Here is a 19,805-nt window from a genome sequence, read left to right as displayed (position 1 = left end):
TATTTAGGATTATTTTATATCGTTTTCGTCTCGTTTTCTAACACATTGGACTTTGCAAGATTAAGAACTTGAGGATACACAGTAGAAAGCAAAAATCGAACTCCCGTAATGTAACTATTGCCAGCTTTACCACGCCCAATACTTGGTAAAAGTGGGTTCAATTTTATTGTTGCTGCATTCCACAAAATAGACGGAACTGCAGAACGTTTGCGAATTTCATGGACCTCTTCAAGATATTGGGTATGAACTCCAAGACATCGGGTTGCACCCAATTCATCCAAAATGGCGATCATTTCATCACGATTATCTATCGGAATTAAACACACATCAGGGCCAAAAAAAGCATTTGATGCATAAATACTTTTTAAAACTTTTTCAGGTTTCATGTAATGAACGCCTGGTGATACAAAATAACCGTTACCTGAATTGTCAATTGGCTTTCCCCAACGCAAGGTTTCATCCGATTCTCGTGCGGCAATTCCTTGAAACCTTAAAAATCTTTCCCACGAATTGGAGCTACAGAGCGGCTCCATAACATGAATATCCGAGCGAGAAAGATCTTCTCGTGCACCAATAGGCATTGCTTTAATTGCATTAACAAAATTTTCTTGAAACTCAGTAAAAATTGGTTTTTCAATAAACACTAAGTTTGTCGATTCTAATCTTTGACCCGCATCCAAACATGCACCATAAATTATTTTTGCAATTGCTTTTTGTAAATCAGCAGACTGAGTGACGAGTGCCGCATTTTTTCCGCCACCACACAAAACCAATCTCGCGTTTTGTTGATTTGACGTATCGCGTCGAATTTGTTCGAGACTTTCTTCTCCGCCCGTATATAAAATTGTATCAAATTGATGACTTAACACTAACCGACGAAAAACTTCAAAATCACCATAAACAATTTGAATGACTCCAGGTGGAAACGAGGCTTGATGAAAACCACTCGCAAGCAATGAACCTGAAAGTAAACAATGAGACGAAGGTTGCATACACACTGCATTGCCAGCAGCAAGCGAAGGCAACACGCTACAAAGTAAAGAATAAACAGGTAACGCAATATTTGACGATACGAGAACGAGCCCTAACGGTGCATATTGCCATTCCCAACCTTCTTCATCTCTTTTTATTGAGAGCGCTTGTCTACAAAACTCGGAAACAGAATAAAATAACTTTTCGCATAAGTCCCATTCTTGTTCAACGGCAATACGCGAACGCGCAAGCTCTAACATCATGTTACTTTTAATTTCTTCTGAATTTTCTTTTAAAAAGCCAATGAGTTTTTTTATGTAACCTAAACGTTCGTCTAATGATGTGGAACGAAATTTTTTTTGCGCTGATTTCATTCCTTGAATCACAGGATCAACCAACTCCTTGCTCCAACATGCGGTTGCTAAAATATCAATTGGATTAGCAGGATTTTGAATTGAAAAAATTTTTTCTAATTTATGAGTTGCGTAAAAATTACCATTAATATACGGAGGAATGAGATTTAAATTTAGAGACATGCTTTAACCTCCTCAAAATCGCATACAGCTAAATTGAGGATAGGATTTTTAATACCTTAAGGTCAAGAGACGATGACAAATTCTGCTTTAAGTTAGGTAAAGAAATCCACTCTTCTGACTGGGAAAAAGAGAGCTCTTTAAAAAGATCTTTTAATAATTTTGGGTTTGCATCTTCTATTAAAATAACGTGACCAGTAATTTTATGGTGAGTGATTAAGTGTTTAAAATTATTCTCAAGATAATTAGCTGCTAAACCAAATTTTTTAAATTTCAATAATAAATCTTGTAGTGAAAAACCATCTCGAGAGCATACGAGTGGAAATCCTTTTGTATTACTTAATAGTCCATTTTTTCTTTCAACCAAAGAATATTCTAAACGACTCGTATTTTTAAACACAAAAACAAATACAGATTCTAACTGAGTCGTTTTTCTTGGTTTTACAGGAGGACATAAGCTCACAGAATTATTTTTATAAGCCAAACAAAATTTATTAACCGGACATTCAAAACAATTTGGATTACTTTTTTTACAAACCATTGCACCCAAATCCATCATTGCTTGATTAAAATCACCTGGATTGTTATCTGAAATTTTATGGGTGACAAAACTTAAAATTTGATTTTGACCCTGACGATTCCAAACATTGGATTGCAAATTAAGTAAACGACTTACAACACGAATCACATTTCCATCAACACACGCAACACGCTCATTAAAACAAATACTAGAAATAATGGAAGCTGTATAATGACCACAGCCAGGAACTTTTAACCAGTCATCCCTTTTTTTAGGAAAATCTGAATTGTGTTCTTCAATTATATATTTTGCACCAATTCTTAAATTTCTAGCTCTAGCATAATAGCCAAGACCAGCCCAAAGTTCTCTTAGTTTTTCATCAGAACATTCAGCCAACAAATTTAAGTTTGGTAATTCAGAAATAAATTTTTTAAAGCGAGGTAACACAACAGAAATAGTTGTCTGTTGACTCATTATTTCACAAATCCAGGTATGATAAACATTAATATTTTCACGCCATGGAAATTTTCTTTTATGAATTGTGTACCAGGCTAATAAGTTTTGGGTAAATTGCGACATAAAGAGAAATAAACACAAAAATACAGCTGAGTATTTTTGTGTTTGTTATACAGCTCCTTCTTCAGTCATAACTTCATTTGAATTTGAAGACTTATCTGATGAAGATTTTCTTGGACGACCTCTTCTCATTGATTGTTTTAATTTATCAAGTTTACTAGGACGACCGCGTTTCTTTGGAGTTTTCACGACAGCCTTCTTAGGACGACCGCGTTTCTTTGTTGATGATTTAGATGGACGACCGCGTTTCTTTGCAGCAGATGTTTTAGTTGGACGACCACGCTTTGTCGTTTTTTTCTTACCAGCAACTTTTTTTGCAGTTTTTTTCTTTGTTCCTTTTTTAGAAACCTTTTTGCTTACTTTTTTCTTTGTTGTCGTCTTTTTAGCTGTTTTTTTACCAGCAACTTTCTTTTTCTTTGCTACAGTTTTTTTACCAGCCTTCTTTGTTGCTTTTTTTGTACCAGACTTTTTTGCGCTTGCTTTCTTACGCTTTGTTTCAGCCATAAAACATTCTCCTTTCAAAATAAAAATCAACAAACCGTTTTACAAGGACGGTTCAATCTTAATTTAACTCATGCCAAAAAAAAATGGTAGAGGCAATACCATTTTTTATTTATTTTTATTAAGAAATTATTTGTCCTTATTTATCAAGGATAAGTTTTCGCAACAAAGTTTGTAGTCAAAGACACAACATATTACTCTTACAAAAATAATGAAGGAAGAAATTTATGGATGATTATTTTGAGACAAAAAATAAAAATCAAATACTTGGCCTTGTCTATGATTTACCAACAAAACTTAAGAATTCTAACAAAATGATTTTCCCAGATGATGCAAGTGCGGAATGGGAGTCGCAAAAAACAATCGATAAGATTATTGAAACTTGGAAACAACTAGGCTTTTCCATAATTCTTTTTCCACTTGATTCAACATTTCTTAAGAAATGGAGTGAGCTGAGTTCACAATGCACTTTGGTACATTCTTTAGTAGAAGGTTGGGGTTCGCTTGCAAGAGAAAGTTGGATTCCATCATTATGTGAATTAAGTGGTATTCCATTTATTGGTTCTGATCCATTTGCTCATTCAGTTTGTATGAGCAAAACCCAAACCAAATTATTGTGTCAATTTTTAAAAATTCCTGTTCTACCTTTTTACACGATCAAAAATCTGGATGAGATTACTAATATTCCAAGAGAATTTTTTAAAGAAACACATTTTATTAAACCTGATGGAGAAGGATCTGGCATGGGGATTGAAGCAAATCATTCTATTTCATCTTCAAAAACAAAAACAGAAAAAATTATTAAAGAACTACTCGAAAATTATCCTGATGGCATTTTGATTGAAAAATATATTGATGGCCCAGAATTTACCTCAGCAATGATAAATACACCTCCTCAATTTCTGCCAATTGCTCAAATTGAGGTTCCTACAGGTGTTTACGGGTTGTCGAATAAATCAAAGGAAATTATGGGAGAAAAAGTAACTTTTCCAAAAATTAATAAAAAGAATGAGAAAATTATTAAAACTGGTACCGAAAAATTATTTTATTTTCTGCAATTAAAAGATTTTGTCAGAGTTGACTGGCGCTGTGACAACAAGGGTAACGTATTTTTTCTTGAAGCAAATACACTTCCTGGCCTGTCTTTTCATTACAGCGTATTGCCTATGATGGCGCAACAAATTGGAATCAGTTACGTCGACTTTTTTTCTTGCCTTGCTCAATCAGCTCTCAAAAGAATGAATTCAAGAAATCTTTGGTATGGGAAAACGAGAATTACAAATAAAAATTCTCAATTGCAAAAATAGCAATTGAGAATTTTTATAACTTATAAATTTAATTAGTTTTATAGTTTTCCAGTTGCAACCAGTTTGGTTAATTGAATCATGCGATTGCTAAATCCCCATTCATTGTCATACCACGATAATACTTTGACCATATTTTCTCCAATGACTGTGGTGTATTCTGCATCAATAGTGGAACTATAAGCAGAACCATTAAAATCACAACTGACAAGTGGTTCTTCAGAATAACCCAAAATTCCTTTTAGAGATCCTTCCGCCGCCGATTTAAGAGCTTTATTGATATCTGCAGCGGTGACTGTTTTTTCTAATTCAAACGTAACATCAACAAGTGATACATTTGGGGTTGGAACTCGTACTGCAAATCCATGTAATTTACCAGCTAATGAGGGGATCACTTCTGAAATTGCCTTTGCAGCACCCGTTGACGTTGGAATCATACTTAATGCCGCTGCGCGAGCACGACGCAAGTCCTTATGAGGAAGATCAAGAATATTTTGATCATTGGTATAGGAGTGAATTGTTGTCATCAGTCCTTTACGAATCCCAAATTTATCATGAATCACTTTTGTCAGTGGCGCCAAACAATTTGTTGTGCAAGAACCATTACTCACAATATGATGTTTCGCAAAATCATATTCTGATTCATTGACGCCTAAAACAATTGTTTTATCAATTGATTTTCCAGGTGCACTCAAAATTACTTTTTTTACACCTGCTTTGAGATGTGCCGAAGCCTTTTCTCCATCTGTAAATAAACCAGTACATTCTAATACAACCTCAATTCCATGTGCAGCCCAAGGAATTTCTACTGGATTTTTTATTGCTGTGATGTTTATTTTTTTTCCATCAAGAATTAAATTATTATCATTGTATTCAACGTGTTGCTGTGCTTTTCCATGCACTGAGTCATACTTATAGAGATGCGCCAAAGTTTTTGCATCAGTCAGATCATTGATTAAGCAAACTTCAATATTTTTTTCATCCTTGAGTGCTCTTAAAATGCAACGGCCTATACGACCAAAACCATTAATACCAACTTTAATTGACATAGCAAATCCTCCAAAATGTCTTGAAAATAGCAAATAAAGATGTCAAATGCTCAATAATTCACCCTCAAACGAATGAATATCACAAAGACACCTTCTACTTATCTGAAAAACAAAGTAAGCTGCAAGATTTAATTTATCAGAATCATGACTGAGAATTTAAAAGACTTAAAAATTCTTGAATAGTTTGACATCCTGAAATATTTTTACCAGATACATGACAATTTGAAATTTTTATTGGCTCATCGGTAACTACTAATAAATTTGAAAAAATACATTCTTTAAATTTACAATTTTCAAATTCAACCCCCTGAATATCACACGAATCAAATTCACAATCTTGAATATCAACATTTGTCATTGTCATGCAATTCAAACGACTTGCACGAATTGACATTTCAGAAAAATCACATTTAACAATCTGATTTTCAGTAAAATCAGATTCTTTTATTTTTAAATCAGAAAGGGTTGTTCTTGAAAATTTATTATTTTCTAAACGAGCCTCATGAAAAGAAACATTGCTCAAACGAGCCAAACTAAAATTAGAAACACAAAAATCAGAGCGAAAAACTGAAACTTCAGAAAACTGCACAGCAGTAAATTTATTATTTTTAAAGATTGCATTTTCTAAAAATTGCACTCCAAACCACTGGGAGGCAACAACCATATTATTAACAATATGACTATCAGCACAAACACTTACAGCTCTAAATACAGAAAATTTAGAATCTAATCCATTTATATTTGGAGAAAAACCAACATTTTGAAAGTTATTTGTTATATTTTCTTGGATTTTTTCAATTTGTGGAATATTTTCTGATATTTGATGGACAAAATGACTTGAAAATTTTATTAATTCATCAATATTTACTGTTTTCTTTAATTTTTCAAATGCCGATTTAAACCCTTCTTGATTTCCTTCTTTGTAAGTTTGATTAAAATCACCGTGCTCAGAGATTTTTTGTTTCTTTAGCTCATAATTTTTTTCTATTAAATTTTTAGCCTTCTGAACGTTCATACTACCTTTAGATACTTCCTGAAGTATCAATTCCAATTCAAACATAAATTACTGCCCTTTATCTAACTTCCTAATAAGTCCATAACTTAACAAAGCAACGATGAAATTCATTGCCCATGCTGCAAAAATTGGATTTATACTTCCTTTAATCGCAAAACTTCTGAGTGATATGTTGCCAAACCAATACAATAGAGAAGCAGCAATGCAGATAACAATGCCAATATATTTTTCTTCATTGCGCTCCTTTTTTAAAGCAAATGGAATTGTCAAAAACACAAATAACAAATTAGCAAATGGCGTGCTCAATTTAAAATACAGATCAACCATTCGATCTGAAACATTTGCTCCCGCAATTTCTGCTTTATCAATTAATTTTTTTAATTGCCAAAAACTAATTTGACTTGACTCGCTACTTCTCATCAACACCTTCGGTGGAGCAAAATCAACATTAGTCACATACAAAGGCTTAATTTCAGCTTTTAAAGACGATTCTGTTTGAAAGTCAAAATTAAAAGTTAGAGTATCACGTAATACCCATCGGCTAATATTTTCTTCAAAATAACCAGACTTTGCATGGACTATTTGTACAATACTTCCCTCACTATTTGTTTTAAAATATTCAACATTAAAAAGCTCTTGCTTAATTTCATCGTATTCATCAAAATGTAAGATGGTATTTATAGCTTTTAACCATGTACTATCTGTAAATAAAGCAACTGCATTATTTTTTTCAATTTCTTCGTATTGCACCCGGTAAAATCGATTAGAACTTGCCGGTAAAATAAACTCACTAATCATAAAATGAGCAACCATAAATGCAAGCGCAATGCTAATCAGTGGAAACGAAACCCGCATAATTGATAGGCCCGCAGCACGAAGAGCTGCTATTTCACCATGCTTTGCTAAAACCCAGTTAGTAATAATTCCAGCAACCAGTACAACAAAAGGCAGTAGCTGAATTGTAATAGCTGGCAATTGCCAAAAATAATAGCGAAAAATAACATTATGAGGGACATCATACTTATCAAAATAACGCTGACTTTCTTCCATATAAGTTAAAATAAAATAAATCAACAGGACTAAAATAAGTATGGCAATAATATTTTTTAAAAACTGAAAGGCAATATACCACCAGATTCTCATTTTTTATCCTTTTCTTGAGAAGATTTTAATTTTTAATAAATCATCTTTAATAAAAGTTATAAAACTCACAGAGGGTGGATGCCTCAAACGCCAGCGGAGCAGAATACAGCTTGTTAAAATAAGTGCAAGAGGTGCAAAAATAAAAGCAATAGTTGGAGGAAATATTAAACTGGTAGCAAGCTGTTGAGAGAGAGAAACCGAAGAATAGAGGATAAAAATAATAATACCAACTCCCAAATAGACTCCAATTTGTTTTTTTCTCGAATCTTGGATACCTAAACAAATCCCAATTAAAGCCAAAAAAATTGAGCAAAATGGAATTGATATTTGTTTAAAAACATAAACTATTTTTTGAATCACTTCAGGTTTATAACGCCAATCGCTGTTTTCTACTTGCAATCGGTCTATATAATTATACAATTCATTTGGATATAGCTGATTAATATTGTTACTAGAATTACTGTCAATCTTAAATTTACTCTTAAAACTATTTAGCAATGAAATCTGCATTTCAGAAAACTGGGTCACATTCCAATCTGTAAAAGAAGGATATGCAGATAAATTTAATTTTGAATGTGAATTTTCAAGGTTAGAAGAAATTAAACTTTCTTTATTTTGTAAAATAAATTTCTCTAATGATACTTTATTGGTATTGCATGAATAAACATAGCCATCATTTAATGAAAAAATATAGTCTTGCAATCCATTAACCTTTTCCTTTTTTAATGTGCCTGATTTTGCAACAATTACAGAAAAATGTTTTTCATGATTAGACTTCAATCCTATAAAAATATTAGAAAACTCACTTCTATCAGAAGAAACCGATTGAAGATACATGGTTAATTTTGCATTTTCTGGAATTGGGAGTGCATCAAAAACAAAAGACTTTTCTCTAATTGAATTTTGTACCATGGCTTCGACTGCATTCTGTGACTGCAACCATTGAAATTTATTAAAGCTCTTATTTGAGTATGGCTCAAAAAATAACGCAAACCATAGCGAAACAATCATTACAATAATGCCTAAAAATATAGGCATGTAAGACAAACGCAGTACACTCACACCACTTGCCATCCATGCTTCAATTTCTCGATCTGCAGACATTTTTGCGGAAACTAGTGCTGAAGCAAGTAACAAAGAGATTGGGAGTGTTAATTTAAGTACCGAAGGCAAAATAAAAAGCAATAGCATAAAAAAAGTGGTGCCACTATCTGGCGCAGAAAACAGAAGATTTGCATAACGAGGAAATTTTATCATTATTAACACAGAACTTAAACTTGCTGTGATTACAAATGTTAAGGATATTATTTCACTAGCTATCAAACGATCTAATTTTCGAAAAATTGCCATGTATTATTCTACCATTGAAAACATGCCAAGCGTATTATAACCACAGTCCACATGAACAACTTCCCCTGTTACCCCAGATGAAAGTTCTGATAACAAATAAACTGCAGTGCGTGCAACATCTTCAGTCGTCACATTTCGTTTTAATGGAGAGTATTTTTGCGAATTATCAAGCATTTCTTTAATGCCTGGAATTGCACTTGATGATAACGTACGAATTGGACCTGCACTAATTGCATTGACGCGTATTCCAACTTCACCCAAATCATGAGCCATATACTTTGCACATGATTCTAGAGCAGCCTTTGCGACACCCATAACATTATAACGCGGCACCACTTTTTCAGCACCATAATAAGACATAGTAATAACACTTCCGCCTTTTTTCATAAGAGAAATTGCCGGTCTTGTGACAGCAAGTAATGAGTATGCTGAAACGTCTAAAGTTGATGAAAACGATTCTCGTGAAACAACCATAAATTTATCTTTTAAATTTTCTTTTTCTGTAAATGCCACAGAATGTATGATAAAGTCAATAGTTTCCCATTCTCTTTGAATGTTTGAATAAAAAGTTTCGATTTGATCATCTTTTGTGACATCACATGGAAACACCAATGCGCTCGGAAGTTCTTTGACAAGCTCACGGACACGTTTTTCTTGTGCTTCACCTAAATAATTAAATGCCAGTTGCGCACCATGCTCGGCACAGAGCTGTGCACACGCCCATGCAATTGATTTATTATTTGCCACACCAAAAACAATCCCTCGCTTGCCAGCCAGAATTTGTGCATGTTTCATGTTTACCTCCGTAACAAATACAAAAAACAAACTCTTAGAACCTTGAGCCTACTTGTATCTTGCGCTACAAACAAGCGCCTGATAGGCTTTTTGGTAGGAGGGTATTATGGAAAAGCAAAATGATAATATGAAATACGTAAAACGATTGGTCGACAATGCCTCATGCAAAAGACGGTTTCATTTAGTATACGAAGCAGGTTCAACTCCATTAAAATCTGTAGAAGTCAAATGCCCTCATTGTGGCATTACAGTTTTTGAGCAAGCAAACCATCCTACTGTCATCATTGCGCGCGAAGAAAATCTCATCAAGAGTCCTGATGGCTCTGAGTCTATAATCTATGAATGCAAATTTAATTCTTAACTTTTTTTTTAACTCTTTTATAGGAATATCTATTTTATGCTTAGGTAGTATTTATTTAACTGGTAGAATATCTTTTTTGATTTCTTCTACTTTTAATTATTTACACTGGCATTATCTTATTTTTCCTTTTAATCTTAATATTATAAATTATTTTCTCACTTTACTAAGAGGCACAGTTGATAAATTGCCTTTTCTCTCATTATCATTTGTTGTTGTTGAAAAATTTAACTTATCAATGTATTCAATAACAATTCTTATTTTTTTTACTGGTATATTAAAATTAATCTCCCCTTATGAATGGAGCACCAATTCGCCAAAAATCAAAAAATGGCGTTTTGAACATGGATGTTTTCAAAATTATAATAATTCTAATATGACTAATAATAAAAAAAACATTGAATTATTATTAGTTAAGCTTGCAAAACAAACAAATCTTAATAAATTTGAAATTGCCAAATCTGATTTTCGTTGTTATTTTGCATTGTCTTTTTTATTTTTGAGCACGCAACTTTCTTTACAAAACTTTTCCTTTAGTATTTTGAGTTTATTTACCTTTTTCTTAATTTTTTGGTGTATTATCGATGCATTTGGCTGGAACAGACTGCTACGCCACAAAAATTTTAACCACTTTGAAACATTTCAAGAAAATCCTATTCAGTTTTTTTTAAAATTCTTTAATAAAATAATATTATTAATTTTTGTGAATTTTATTTTTTTTATTGCATTAAATAATAAAATTATAAAATTTGATAATTTTATTATTGGTTATTTAATTTTAATTTTCGTTTTTTTTAATAAAATAATACGAATTTACAATGAATTTCTTCTTGCAAAATTAAATTTACAAAAAGAGTATTATCCTGCAAATTCTTATAAGGATCAGTTTTTTAAATTTGAGAATGCAAGAGTTTGGCGAGATATTGGAGCACAATCAACTGAAAGTATAAATCCTCTACTTCGTTTAGTCATGTTTAAAACAATGTTTGCTCTGTCTGAACGCAGAATCTTAAATAGTCTCATTGCTCATTTTGATTTTATTATAGGTTCTTATTTATATATAATGCCAATTAATAGTTGAGAAAAATCAATTAGAATTTGAATAAGTAGTTAAACAGGCAGGCAGAAAATCGTCCGAAAACATGGACGATAAGGCCTTTAGTCGATCGAACTTTTGATGCGATTTGAATACCGCTGGATTCAATTAACCAGTTAAAAAGGATTTCAATGGACTGCCGAATAGAGCTAACAGATTTAGAATAAACTTTCTCATCACTAGAAAGAGTTTTTTTATTCCGAGAGAGTTTAATTGGTGTGTGTAATTTAGAGTTTATTTGATTCAAGTTTTTTTTAGTTGATTTGTCACAGTAAGCACGATCGGCAAAGATTTGCGAATGTTTGAAGTTTAAAAGATCATTCTTAACAGCAGTTAAGTCGTGAGTTGCGGCGGGTGTGATTTTAAAATCAATAGGTGCGGCAAGTTTTTTATTTTGAAACAAAGCAGCGAGATGAAGTTTTAACCCATAGTAAAATTTATCTTTTGAAGAGCAATAGCCAATAGCAGAAATATCGTTTGCAGTATTGCACTTGTGCGCCCGAAAACCAGTTGTGAGTATAATAGGTAAAGAGTCAATAAGAATAAAAGGTTTGGATTTTGTTTTAGGGATTTTAAATTTATTATTTTTTAAAATAAAGTTTGCAAGTTCAGGAAAGAGTTTACTTAAGCTATTAAGTCTTGACAAAAATCCTTCATAAGAAGGCAAGTGAGGAAACCAGTTTGGAATAAAATTTTTAGTGAAGTTAAAAATAGCTTTTATATTTTTTTGTTTCATTAAAACTCCAAAGATGTAAATAGTGGTGACTTCTTGGTCTGTGAACGAGGGATTTGAGTTTGGACTAATTTTTAAAAAAGAGGTTGGAGAGAGTTGAGAAAAGAAATCGCAGGTAGTAAGGTATACAGTGATGAGTTGGCTCTGCCAGTCCATTGGTAGCTCCTTTGTTAATTTTGTTTGTGCAAAAATTATTTAACAAATTGGAGCTATTTCTTCAAGCCTCACAATAACTTTCTCAACTATTAACTGGCATATATAATTTTATTATTAAATTATTAATTATTTTTTAAATCACAAAAAAATTCAAATATATAATATTTTTAATTTATTACATAATTATATAATTTTTTTTTATAAGATATCTAAAAACTTGTATTTTAACTTTTAATCACTTAATGCATTGACATAGTTGATAACAAAATTCATTATCAACTATTTTTACTAAGTATATATAATTTTATAAATATTTATTATTTTTTTAAAAAAAGGGATTTATTTACAATGAAATATTATTTTAACAAAAATAGTTTGGCTCTTCCATTCATTAGTACAACTTTGCTTTCGGCAAGTTGCAGTAAACAAAACACGCACATCAACCCAGATTTTTTTGAAAGCAAACAGTATTTTGTAACACAAGAATCACATGAAAATGAGGATGCCAATCAAAATATCGATGACATTGAAAATGAAGATGCCAATCAAAATAATGATGACATTGAAAATGAGGGTGCCAATCAAAATAATGATGCCAATAATGAAGAAGACCAAAATTTTTCAGACATATTGATGAAATATTCATTACTGGGAGTGACTGATATAGAGTTTATTGATGATAATGAATTATTGCAAAACCCCTGGAAAATTTATGCAACTGTTTATGTTAATCAAAAGCCAAAAGAAATTTCTTTTGATGGAAAAACTCAAGAAGAAATTGAACAAAAATTTAATTCATTTATTCTTGCATACAAAACAGATGAATTTTTAGATCTAGAAAATGAATTTAATATTAAAATTCAAAAAATATCAGATAAAGAAACTGATAAATTTATTGTAACCGAAAAAAACACTCAAAAAGAACACACATTTAAAACTATTGGAGACATTGTCACAGTTTATTCTGCAACAAAAAAAAATGCCGCTTTTATTGCCAAAAAAGCCAAAATGCTCAAATATATTTTGCGCACAGTCAGAGGAAAAGATACAAGAAATCAAGTCACAACTTTTAATGCAGACGATACTGGCAAAGGATTTGTGATCGATGGATTTGATGATCTTGCCACCGCTCTTGAAAACTCGGGCTTACCAAAACAGCTTGAACTGACGTTAAAAACTTCTATTTACATGTTGTTTGGCGGTGCTGTTTGGCTTGGCTACGAAGGAGCTAACGAGGAATTGCATTCTTCGTTAGCAGAGCACAATGAATCTGTAGCGTTAATCAAACAGATACGCGAAGAATTGCTTACTAATTTACAAAATGAAATTTCCTTACAAGAAAACCTATTAAGCCACCTTGAAAGACCAAATGCTCAAGAAGCTGATGCAGATATTCAAACATATAGAATTACTAGTGAAAATCATAGATTTAAAATCAAATTTGTTAAAGAAATTTTAAATATTATAAATAATTCCAAAATACAAGATAAATATGATAATAAAAAAAATGACAAATCTTTAAAAAATTTACGTCAAATTATAATTGAACATAATACAAGCGTTGAAAGAATTTTAGCTCACAAAAAAAGAAGAAATTCGCAACATTATCATATTCTATTTGAAAACATAACTGAAGTTGAACTTGTCAAAAAAATAAGAGAAGCAGATAATAAAAAATTTGTTTTAACTCACTTAAATAAACTAAAACAATATCAACAAGAATTGCTACAGGGAATCGGCAATCACATCTCGTCTCACTCTGTTCTGCCAAATACAGCCAGTGGTCTAGCATCAATGTACTATGGCATGATTGCCTTTGAAATCAAATCATTTGCGGAGATAATTTCGCATAATTTAAATCCAATTTCAGCAACAGATTCAAAACTATTATTTGATTGGGGTAACGGTTTATCTAATATTGAAACTGTTGGTAATGCATTTTTATCTGCTGGCCAAGCCCAAATGGTTTTAGCTGGATTGAGTAAAATTTTTGAAAATAAAAAAGAAATTAAAGGATTAAAAAACTGGATAGAATCGATAAGCAATAGTCAATTTTGGAAAGAAGTACAAGACTCAGAGCTTGATAATGTTTCAAAAATTAAAATTTTAAAAACAAAAAAAATGGTTGAAAGTTTTTATCGGGTCAAAAAAAACTGGTTAACAGCACAAGCAGTTGGTGATGTTATGCTTACAAGTGGACAAGCACAAATGTTTGTATCTGGTCCGTTGTTACTAGGAATCCCTGTTCTTTCTGGGGTTGGTGCGGCCTCTACAATTTTAGGGATAGTTGGAGCGCAAGGTGCAGAACATTTTATTGAAAAAAACTTTGAGTTTCCATCTGCTCCAGAAAATAGTATTGAAGCTAAAATTTGCGAAAGTAGCGAACCAGATAATAGCGATTTTTTTAAAAATCAAATAACAAAAGTTCAAAATCTTGTTGAACTTTCAGAACAAAAAACTCGAATTCGGGTTTGGCAAAAAATTTATGAAGAAGTTTTAAAAAATCCTTATAAAAAACCTGATGAAATTATCAGCGCACTTAAACATAAATGGAAAAATGATAAACACATTTTAAACCCAGCAAAAGACACCTACCATCAGGGTATCTATAAACATACATTAAAAAACATGTTTAATAAAGAAAGTCCTAACTATAAAAAAAATGTAAGATTTATTCATTATGCAAAAAAATTAATTGCAGAAAATAAAAATAATAATCAAAATTCATCACCAAGTATAAAATTTATAAGTTTTGTTACCACGCATCTGCAAATGATTAATGAAAAAATTGAAAAAAAATTTACAGATAACATAAATCAGAATGATGCGGATAAACCTTTAAATTTACAGTCTGTTTTAGCCCATCAACAGCTAAATCATGAAAATACATCTAAAATTAGGCAAATTATTACATTCTTTGATGAATTTGGTTTAGGCGAAGAACTTGATCGGCGTATTGTTAAAAAAGTCATTTTAAGAAATGGATATCTTCTAAAAAAAGAAAAAGATGACTTAGAAAAAAAAGAAATCGCAAAAAATTATTTAAAAGAAGTTACTATTAAAACAAATAAAAAACCGTGGAATTTTCCAAATCCATTACCAGGATTTTTTGTTTATTATTTTCCAAATTTTTATAATAACAATAAAAGATCAAAACCAATAATTTTTTCTAAAAAAAATCAATCAATCTATGTTTTTGATAAATCTCAATATTTAGAAGATTTAAAAAATTATAATGAATTTGACTCAGAAAAACAAAAAAATATAATGGTATTTAGTAAATTAATATTTGATATTGACAGCTTTGATAACAATACAGACGTAAAATTTTTTGAAAAATTACATCACTTTAAGAATGCGTTTGGGAGAGAATTACGGAGTGTTTTTCAACTTACTTACGAAGAAGTAAAAAATACATTTAGAGCTGATGCTTTAAGACCAATTTTTAATGGCATTACCGATCAAATTGATAATTATAATACACCTCAAACATTAACAAGCGGTTCAGAAAATAAAATATTTAAAAATTTTGCAAATACTTTATACCGTGGCACCGAAAAATTTTCTACAGCAGCAAACAAATTCAACGCTGGAATAAATCTATTTTTAACTCCACAAAGTATTAAGCAAATTTATCAAGCAGCCACCCAAAATAATACCAAAGATGCAATTCAAGGAAGTGTGAGTTTTACCCTCGATAAGGCTGATTTGCTGTTAGATATTGGCAGAAACTCGAGCTCGCAAACCTATTGGCTAAAGCATCCAAAAACATTTCAAGGTCTCGGTTCACTACACTTTGTGATTAATACAGCAGCGGCAGGAATTGATATTTGGCAAGCAACAGAACTTTATAATAATGCGATGGAAACTGAAGATCTTGCTTTAAAACAAGACTTACTTGTTAACTCTGCCCTGACTGGAGCGACTGCGGCATCCTCATTGGGCACAGCTTTATTACTTCCCTTGAGTGCGAAAGCAGGTCCTATTGGCACCGCAATTGGCTTTACCATTATGGCAACAAAAGGAACTTACAATGCCATCAGAGTTTCCCAACAATTGCGGGATCTCGGCTTTGATGAAAATCTCATCACATTAAATTCAATTTCACACTTTTTTGGGCATTATCAAATGAATGAGGATCCCAAGGTCATCAGAAAAAAAATGGAAAATCATTTTATTGAAAACACAATCCCAACACTCCTCGAAGAAAAAAACAATGCTTTTTTTGCCAATCATACAAATAATTTAAAAGATTCTTATTATTTTAAACAAATTATATTTCCAAGAATCTCATTATTTATTCCATTTTCAGATACAGAAAATAAAATGCTTTGTTATTATTTGTGTAATACAACAAAAATTCAAATACCAAAACCTATTGAAGATAAAAAACATTTGTGCTTAACAAATAATATTTATGATGCAAATAAAAGCAGAGAATCTGAATATCTCCATAATAAACATTTAGATTTGATTAAAAAGCATCATCATAAACTTGTTGTCAACCAACCCAAAGTTCCTAAATCTCCAATTGGAGTAAAGTATGGAGGGTTTGGAGGATCACACATTTTCAACGAAACAACTTTTTGTCCTCTCGAAAACACAAGTTCCTCAATGTTAGTTGCCAATTCTCAACAACAAAATACTTTTGACGAACTTGCCATGAAGTCATCAAAAATTGCAGAAAAAAGCGCGATTCTTTATTTAGTTGGTATTGGCGATCAAGGAAAACATGGAAATATGATTAGCACAATCAGTGGAGAACAAAGTAGCAAAAATCTTTATGTCATTCATCCAGCAACTTATGCATTACAATTAATTGGAGGAGAAGATTCTGATATTATAGAGTTTTTTGAGCCACTAAAAGGAGTGGATCCAAACGGAAAAAAAATTGGGTTTATTGATGGAAAAAAAGGGGTTGATACAATTTCAATCAAAAATATCACAACGCAAGATCCTAATAACTTATTTCAAATTTCTTTAAATCCTTCAATAAAACTTGATCATTCTTTTATTGAAGTCGAAAATGTTGAAAATGTTATTGGTTCTAATTTTAACGATGAAATTGTAGGAAACGAAGACAATAACGTCCTCATGGGCAATGCTGGTGATGATTCTATTAAATCTGGAGATGGAAATGATATCTTGCATGCAGGATCTGGTGCAGACTATCTAGAAGGGGGCAAAGGCAAAGATGTTTACGTCATTTTTCAAAAAGACATTGAAGACAAAAAAATTAAAACTATTAATAATTATGATGAAAAATGGGATGAAAACGAAGAAGAAAATATTGACGCTATTTTAACAGACATTGAAAATTTTGTTGCAACACAAGTAGGTCCTGATCTCATTTTAAGTGTTCTTGATGGTGCAACATACAGACCAGCAATAAAAGTTTTAAATTATTTTGAAAGCGAACATCACAAACATTTAATTTTAACAGATTTAGAACAAAATAAAAAAGAAATTTCAAAGAATTTAGAGTGACTATGTTTTTTTTCTATCCCCATAAACAACATGCTCTGTTGTCTCAGAAATTTCTTTAAGTTTTTTTGATTCATCAGAAATTTCGACAGTCACTTTTAAAGAGTTTTCTGATTCTAATGAATTTTTAAACGCTAACTGATCGAGCATTCCCATTGCAGATGAAATTTGTTTAACCCCAATTTCTTGCTCACGCGTTGCATCAGAAACCTGACCCATTTGAAAATTTATTTCTTTAATCCCTTGAACAATTTCAGAAAATGTTGAAGACACCTGTTCTGTTCTGCTTTGCCCTTCCTTCACCTTTTCCATAGTCTCATGCAAGATTTTTTGCACTTGTTCACGGCTTTTTTGAACTAATGCACGAATCTCATTTGATGATTTGCCACTCATATGAGCCAAATTACCCACTTCTTCTGCAACCACAGAGAACCCTTTTCCATGCTCTCCAGCACGAGCAGCCTCAATGGAAGCATTCAATGATAACAATTCTGTTTTTGAGACAATTTTATTAATAACTTGTGTTTTGGTTTCAATTTCTACAATAATTTTTTCTATTTCTGTTAATTTTGCACTTGCTTCTTGAATACTTTTCATCGAAGTAATCATGTTTTTCATGGATACTTCACCATTTTCCGCTTTAGAAGTAATTGCATTGGCAAGCTTAACTGAGGTACCTGTTAAATCTGTTGTTTTACCAATCATACTTGTAATTTCTGAAATAGCGGCGGCAGTTGTTTGAATTGATGAGGCTTGTTCGGTGGAGAATTTTTTTACATGGCCACCAGATTCTTTTAGCACATCACATTTTATTTGAAAATTATCAGAAGTGCTTAACAACGACTTGCATACGACTGACAATGGATTTACAACCGAATTGGCAAAATAAACACCTAAAACAATAAATGAAATAATAGCAAAAATGCATCCAAATAATAATATTGATACAAAGTAACTCATGTCTGCATTCACATCATCCATATACAAACCTGTACCAACTATCCAATCCCATTCTGGAAAAAAATAAACATAAGAAAGCTTTTTGATAGGTGTTGAGGATCCCGCTTTAGGGAACATGTATTCAACAAATCCTGATCCTGATTTTTTTGCGACATTGGCAATTTCTACATAAAGTTTTAAGCCTGTAGGGTCTTTAAATTCTGACATATTTTTTCCGCTCAGCTCAGGCTTAACAGGATTTAATACCTGGTATGCTGAAGAGTTAGTGACAAATAAATACTCATTGCCAGCGTAACGAATCGCATTAAAATTTTCTTTAACTCTTTTTTGTGCTTCATCTCTTGTAATTGTACCACTTTTTTCTTGAGCCATATAAGAAGAAACCAAAGTTGTTCCAATTTCAACAATATTTTGCAGTTTCTTTTTTTTATTATCGAGTAAGACGTTCCAATAAATATTAGCGACCCAAATTAAAAATATTGAAAAGATAAAAATTGATAAAAAAGAACTAAATAATATTTTGTATTTAATTCCTTTTGATTGAAACATAAGCGACCTCTTAATATAAATAAATCATCGGAATATCTTATAAATATTTTAATTAAATTTTTAATAATATTATTTTTTCTTTAATATTAGGTACTTATTTTATTTTTCTTTGTGTACAATAAAAATTTATTGATTTTTATATAGTTAATATTACTTTAAGGGTAATCAACCACCCGTGACCCCAGCACATGAAACTCACCCTGATTTAAAGGCATTACTTTTTTTTGAATTGCAAACTTACCCATTAACCACAACGGACCAAAAGAAACTTTAATTTTATTTCCCGTGGCCATTTTGACATGAATAATTTGATTTAAGGGTGGTGCAGGAACATGAATACATGCCATAGGAGAAGGCACAAATAAAAACTCATCAACCACATCTTGGTTGTCTTCTAACGGAATCATAAAACCAGGAATTTTGATATTTTTTCCATCTAACTTTGTAAGATCTTTTGGAATAAGAGTGGCTGTTTTCAGATCCCATTTTTGCAGCTCATCCCATTGAATTTCTATTATTTTGCTATTTGAATAATTATTGGAGTTATCATTATAATTAGAGTTTCTAATCGCAAAATAAACAACAATACCTCCTAAGCCAATACCCAAAATCACAAATACAAATAATTTCATAAATATTTTCATAATTAAAACTCAATTTAAGAAAAAACTCAAACAATATTCTCTGCGACTGTACTCCTTGGCAAATCGA

15 protein-coding genes are annotated in these 19,805 nt (G+C 31.5%); 4 read left to right on the top strand and 11 right to left on the bottom strand.

The window, feature by feature from the left end; translation table 11 throughout:
* Window positions 1-14: 14 nt before the first annotated feature.
* The 3 genes from Spiro2_RS05235 to Spiro2_RS05225 are packed head-to-tail and all read right to left on the bottom strand — an operon-like array spanning window position 15 to window position 3,105.
* Complete coding sequence (locus Spiro2_RS05235; protein ID WP_338637520.1) at window positions 15-1,508, bottom strand: aldehyde dehydrogenase; 1,494 nt, start codon at window positions 1,506-1,508, stop codon at window positions 15-17.
* A 28-nt stretch (window positions 1,509-1,536) separates the two neighbouring features.
* Window positions 1,537-2,604: a hypothetical protein gene (locus Spiro2_RS05230; protein WP_338637518.1), complete on the bottom strand. Its 1,068-nt coding sequence runs from the start codon at window positions 2,602-2,604 to the stop codon at window positions 1,537-1,539.
* Window positions 2,605-2,649: 45 nt separating this feature from the next.
* Window positions 2,650-3,105 carry a hypothetical protein gene (locus Spiro2_RS05225; RefSeq protein WP_338637517.1) on the bottom strand — a complete coding sequence of 152 codons (456 nt, stop codon included), beginning with the start codon at window positions 3,103-3,105 and terminating at the stop codon, window positions 2,650-2,652.
* A gap of 224 nt (window positions 3,106-3,329) precedes the next feature.
* On the opposite strand from Spiro2_RS05225, the gene Spiro2_RS05220 reads away from it, so the two are divergent.
* Window positions 3,330-4,409 (top strand): D-alanine--D-alanine ligase family protein, encoded by a 1,080-nt coding sequence (locus Spiro2_RS05220; protein WP_338637515.1) that lies wholly within the window; start codon window positions 3,330-3,332, stop codon window positions 4,407-4,409.
* A gap of 38 nt (window positions 4,410-4,447) precedes the next feature.
* On the opposite strand, the gene gap is transcribed toward Spiro2_RS05220, so the two are convergent.
* From gap to Spiro2_RS05195, 5 genes are all read right to left on the bottom strand, one after another.
* Window positions 4,448-5,455: a type I glyceraldehyde-3-phosphate dehydrogenase gene (gap, locus tag Spiro2_RS05215; protein WP_338637514.1), complete on the bottom strand. Its 1,008-nt coding sequence runs from the start codon at window positions 5,453-5,455 to the stop codon at window positions 4,448-4,450.
* A gap of 142 nt (window positions 5,456-5,597) precedes the next feature.
* Window positions 5,598-6,515 carry a pentapeptide repeat-containing protein gene (locus tag Spiro2_RS05210; RefSeq protein ID WP_338637513.1) on the bottom strand — a complete coding sequence of 306 codons (918 nt, stop codon included), beginning with the start codon at window positions 6,513-6,515 and terminating at the stop codon, window positions 5,598-5,600.
* A gap of 3 nt (window positions 6,516-6,518) precedes the next feature.
* On the bottom strand, window positions 6,519-7,613 hold the full coding sequence (locus tag Spiro2_RS05205) for an LptF/LptG family permease (RefSeq protein WP_338637512.1): 1,095 nt from the start codon (window positions 7,611-7,613) through the stop codon (window positions 6,519-6,521).
* Between the two features lie 3 nt (window positions 7,614-7,616).
* Window positions 7,617-8,963, bottom strand: coding sequence for an LptF/LptG family permease (locus Spiro2_RS05200; protein ID WP_338637511.1), 1,347 nt, complete (start codon window positions 8,961-8,963; stop codon window positions 7,617-7,619).
* Window positions 8,964-8,966: 3 nt separating this feature from the next.
* The gene (locus tag Spiro2_RS05195) at window positions 8,967-9,758 is read right to left on the bottom strand and encodes an enoyl-ACP reductase FabI (RefSeq protein WP_338637510.1); all 792 of its coding nucleotides are present in this window, start codon (window positions 9,756-9,758) and stop codon (window positions 8,967-8,969) included.
* A 106-nt stretch (window positions 9,759-9,864) separates the two neighbouring features.
* On the opposite strand from Spiro2_RS05195, the gene Spiro2_RS05190 reads away from it, so the two are divergent.
* Window positions 9,865-10,119, top strand: coding sequence for a hypothetical protein (locus tag Spiro2_RS05190; protein WP_338637509.1), 255 nt, complete (start codon window positions 9,865-9,867; stop codon window positions 10,117-10,119).
* The gene (locus tag Spiro2_RS05185; protein WP_338637508.1) at window positions 10,097-11,197 is read left to right on the top strand and encodes a hypothetical protein; all 1,101 of its coding nucleotides are present in this window, start codon (window positions 10,097-10,099) and stop codon (window positions 11,195-11,197) included. Before Spiro2_RS05190 ends, Spiro2_RS05185 begins: the two co-directional genes overlap by 23 nt.
* A 10-nt stretch (window positions 11,198-11,207) precedes the next feature.
* Here the strand turns inward: Spiro2_RS05185 and Spiro2_RS05180 are convergent, their stop codons facing one another.
* A complete protein-coding gene (locus Spiro2_RS05180) occupies window positions 11,208-12,101 on the bottom strand; it encodes an IS982 family transposase (RefSeq protein ID WP_338634920.1) in 894 nt (297 codons plus the stop codon).
* Window positions 12,102-12,449: 348 nt separating this feature from the next.
* Here Spiro2_RS05180 and Spiro2_RS05175 point away from each other — a divergent pair, with 348 nt between their 5' ends.
* Window positions 12,450-17,588 (top strand): calcium-binding protein, encoded by a 5,139-nt coding sequence (locus Spiro2_RS05175; protein WP_338637507.1) that lies wholly within the window; start codon window positions 12,450-12,452, stop codon window positions 17,586-17,588.
* Here Spiro2_RS05175 and Spiro2_RS05170 read toward each other — a convergent pair whose 3' ends face one another.
* Both Spiro2_RS05170 and Spiro2_RS05165 read right to left on the bottom strand, forming a co-directional pair.
* On the bottom strand, window positions 17,589-19,094 hold the full coding sequence (locus tag Spiro2_RS05170; RefSeq protein ID WP_338637506.1) for a cache domain-containing protein: 1,506 nt from the start codon (window positions 19,092-19,094) through the stop codon (window positions 17,589-17,591).
* A 155-nt stretch (window positions 19,095-19,249) separates the two neighbouring features.
* Window positions 19,250-19,726, bottom strand: a complete 477-nt coding sequence (locus tag Spiro2_RS05165; protein WP_338637505.1) for a DUF3299 domain-containing protein — start codon at window positions 19,724-19,726, stop codon at window positions 19,250-19,252.
* Window positions 19,727-19,805 lie beyond the last annotated feature (79 nt).

Source organism: Spirobacillus cienkowskii, assembly GCF_037081835.1.
In the GTDB taxonomy this organism is placed as follows: domain Bacteria; phylum Bdellovibrionota_B; class Oligoflexia; order Silvanigrellales; family Silvanigrellaceae; genus Silvanigrella; species Silvanigrella cienkowskii.
Note: the sequence above shows the minus strand (reverse complement) of the source record. Positions and strands in the feature narration are given on the sequence as shown.

Excerpts from the sequence above, each read along its gene's own strand:
- Spiro2_RS05235 (WP_338637520.1), bottom strand. The coding sequence starts at position 1,508 with ATGTCTCTAAATTTAAATCTCATTCCTCCGTATATTAATGGTAATTTT.
- Spiro2_RS05230 (WP_338637518.1), bottom strand. The coding sequence starts at position 2,604 with ATGTCGCAATTTACCCAAAACTTATTAGCCTGGTACACAATTCATAAA.
- Spiro2_RS05225 (WP_338637517.1), bottom strand. The coding sequence starts at position 3,105 with ATGGCTGAAACAAAGCGTAAGAAAGCAAGCGCAAAAAAGTCTGGTACA.
- Spiro2_RS05220 (WP_338637515.1), top strand. The coding sequence starts at position 3,330 with ATGGATGATTATTTTGAGACAAAAAATAAAAATCAAATACTTGGCCTT.
- gap (WP_338637514.1), bottom strand. The coding sequence starts at position 5,455 with ATGTCAATTAAAGTTGGTATTAATGGTTTTGGTCGTATAGGCCGTTGC.
- Spiro2_RS05210 (WP_338637513.1), bottom strand. The coding sequence starts at position 6,515 with ATGTTTGAATTGGAATTGATACTTCAGGAAGTATCTAAAGGTAGTATG.
- Spiro2_RS05205 (WP_338637512.1), bottom strand. The coding sequence starts at position 7,613 with ATGAGAATCTGGTGGTATATTGCCTTTCAGTTTTTAAAAAATATTATT.
- Spiro2_RS05200 (WP_338637511.1), bottom strand. The coding sequence starts at position 8,963 with ATGGCAATTTTTCGAAAATTAGATCGTTTGATAGCTAGTGAAATAATA.
- Spiro2_RS05195 (WP_338637510.1), bottom strand. The coding sequence starts at position 9,758 with ATGAAACATGCACAAATTCTGGCTGGCAAGCGAGGGATTGTTTTTGGT.
- Spiro2_RS05190 (WP_338637509.1), top strand. The coding sequence starts at position 9,865 with ATGGAAAAGCAAAATGATAATATGAAATACGTAAAACGATTGGTCGAC.
- Spiro2_RS05185 (WP_338637508.1), top strand. The coding sequence starts at position 10,097 with ATGAATGCAAATTTAATTCTTAACTTTTTTTTTAACTCTTTTATAGGA.
- Spiro2_RS05180 (WP_338634920.1), bottom strand. The coding sequence starts at position 12,101 with ATGGACTGGCAGAGCCAACTCATCACTGTATACCTTACTACCTGCGAT.
- Spiro2_RS05175 (WP_338637507.1), top strand. The coding sequence starts at position 12,450 with ATGAAATATTATTTTAACAAAAATAGTTTGGCTCTTCCATTCATTAGT.
- Spiro2_RS05170 (WP_338637506.1), bottom strand. The coding sequence starts at position 19,094 with ATGTTTCAATCAAAAGGAATTAAATACAAAATATTATTTAGTTCTTTT.
- Spiro2_RS05165 (WP_338637505.1), bottom strand. The coding sequence starts at position 19,726 with ATGAAATTATTTGTATTTGTGATTTTGGGTATTGGCTTAGGAGGTATT.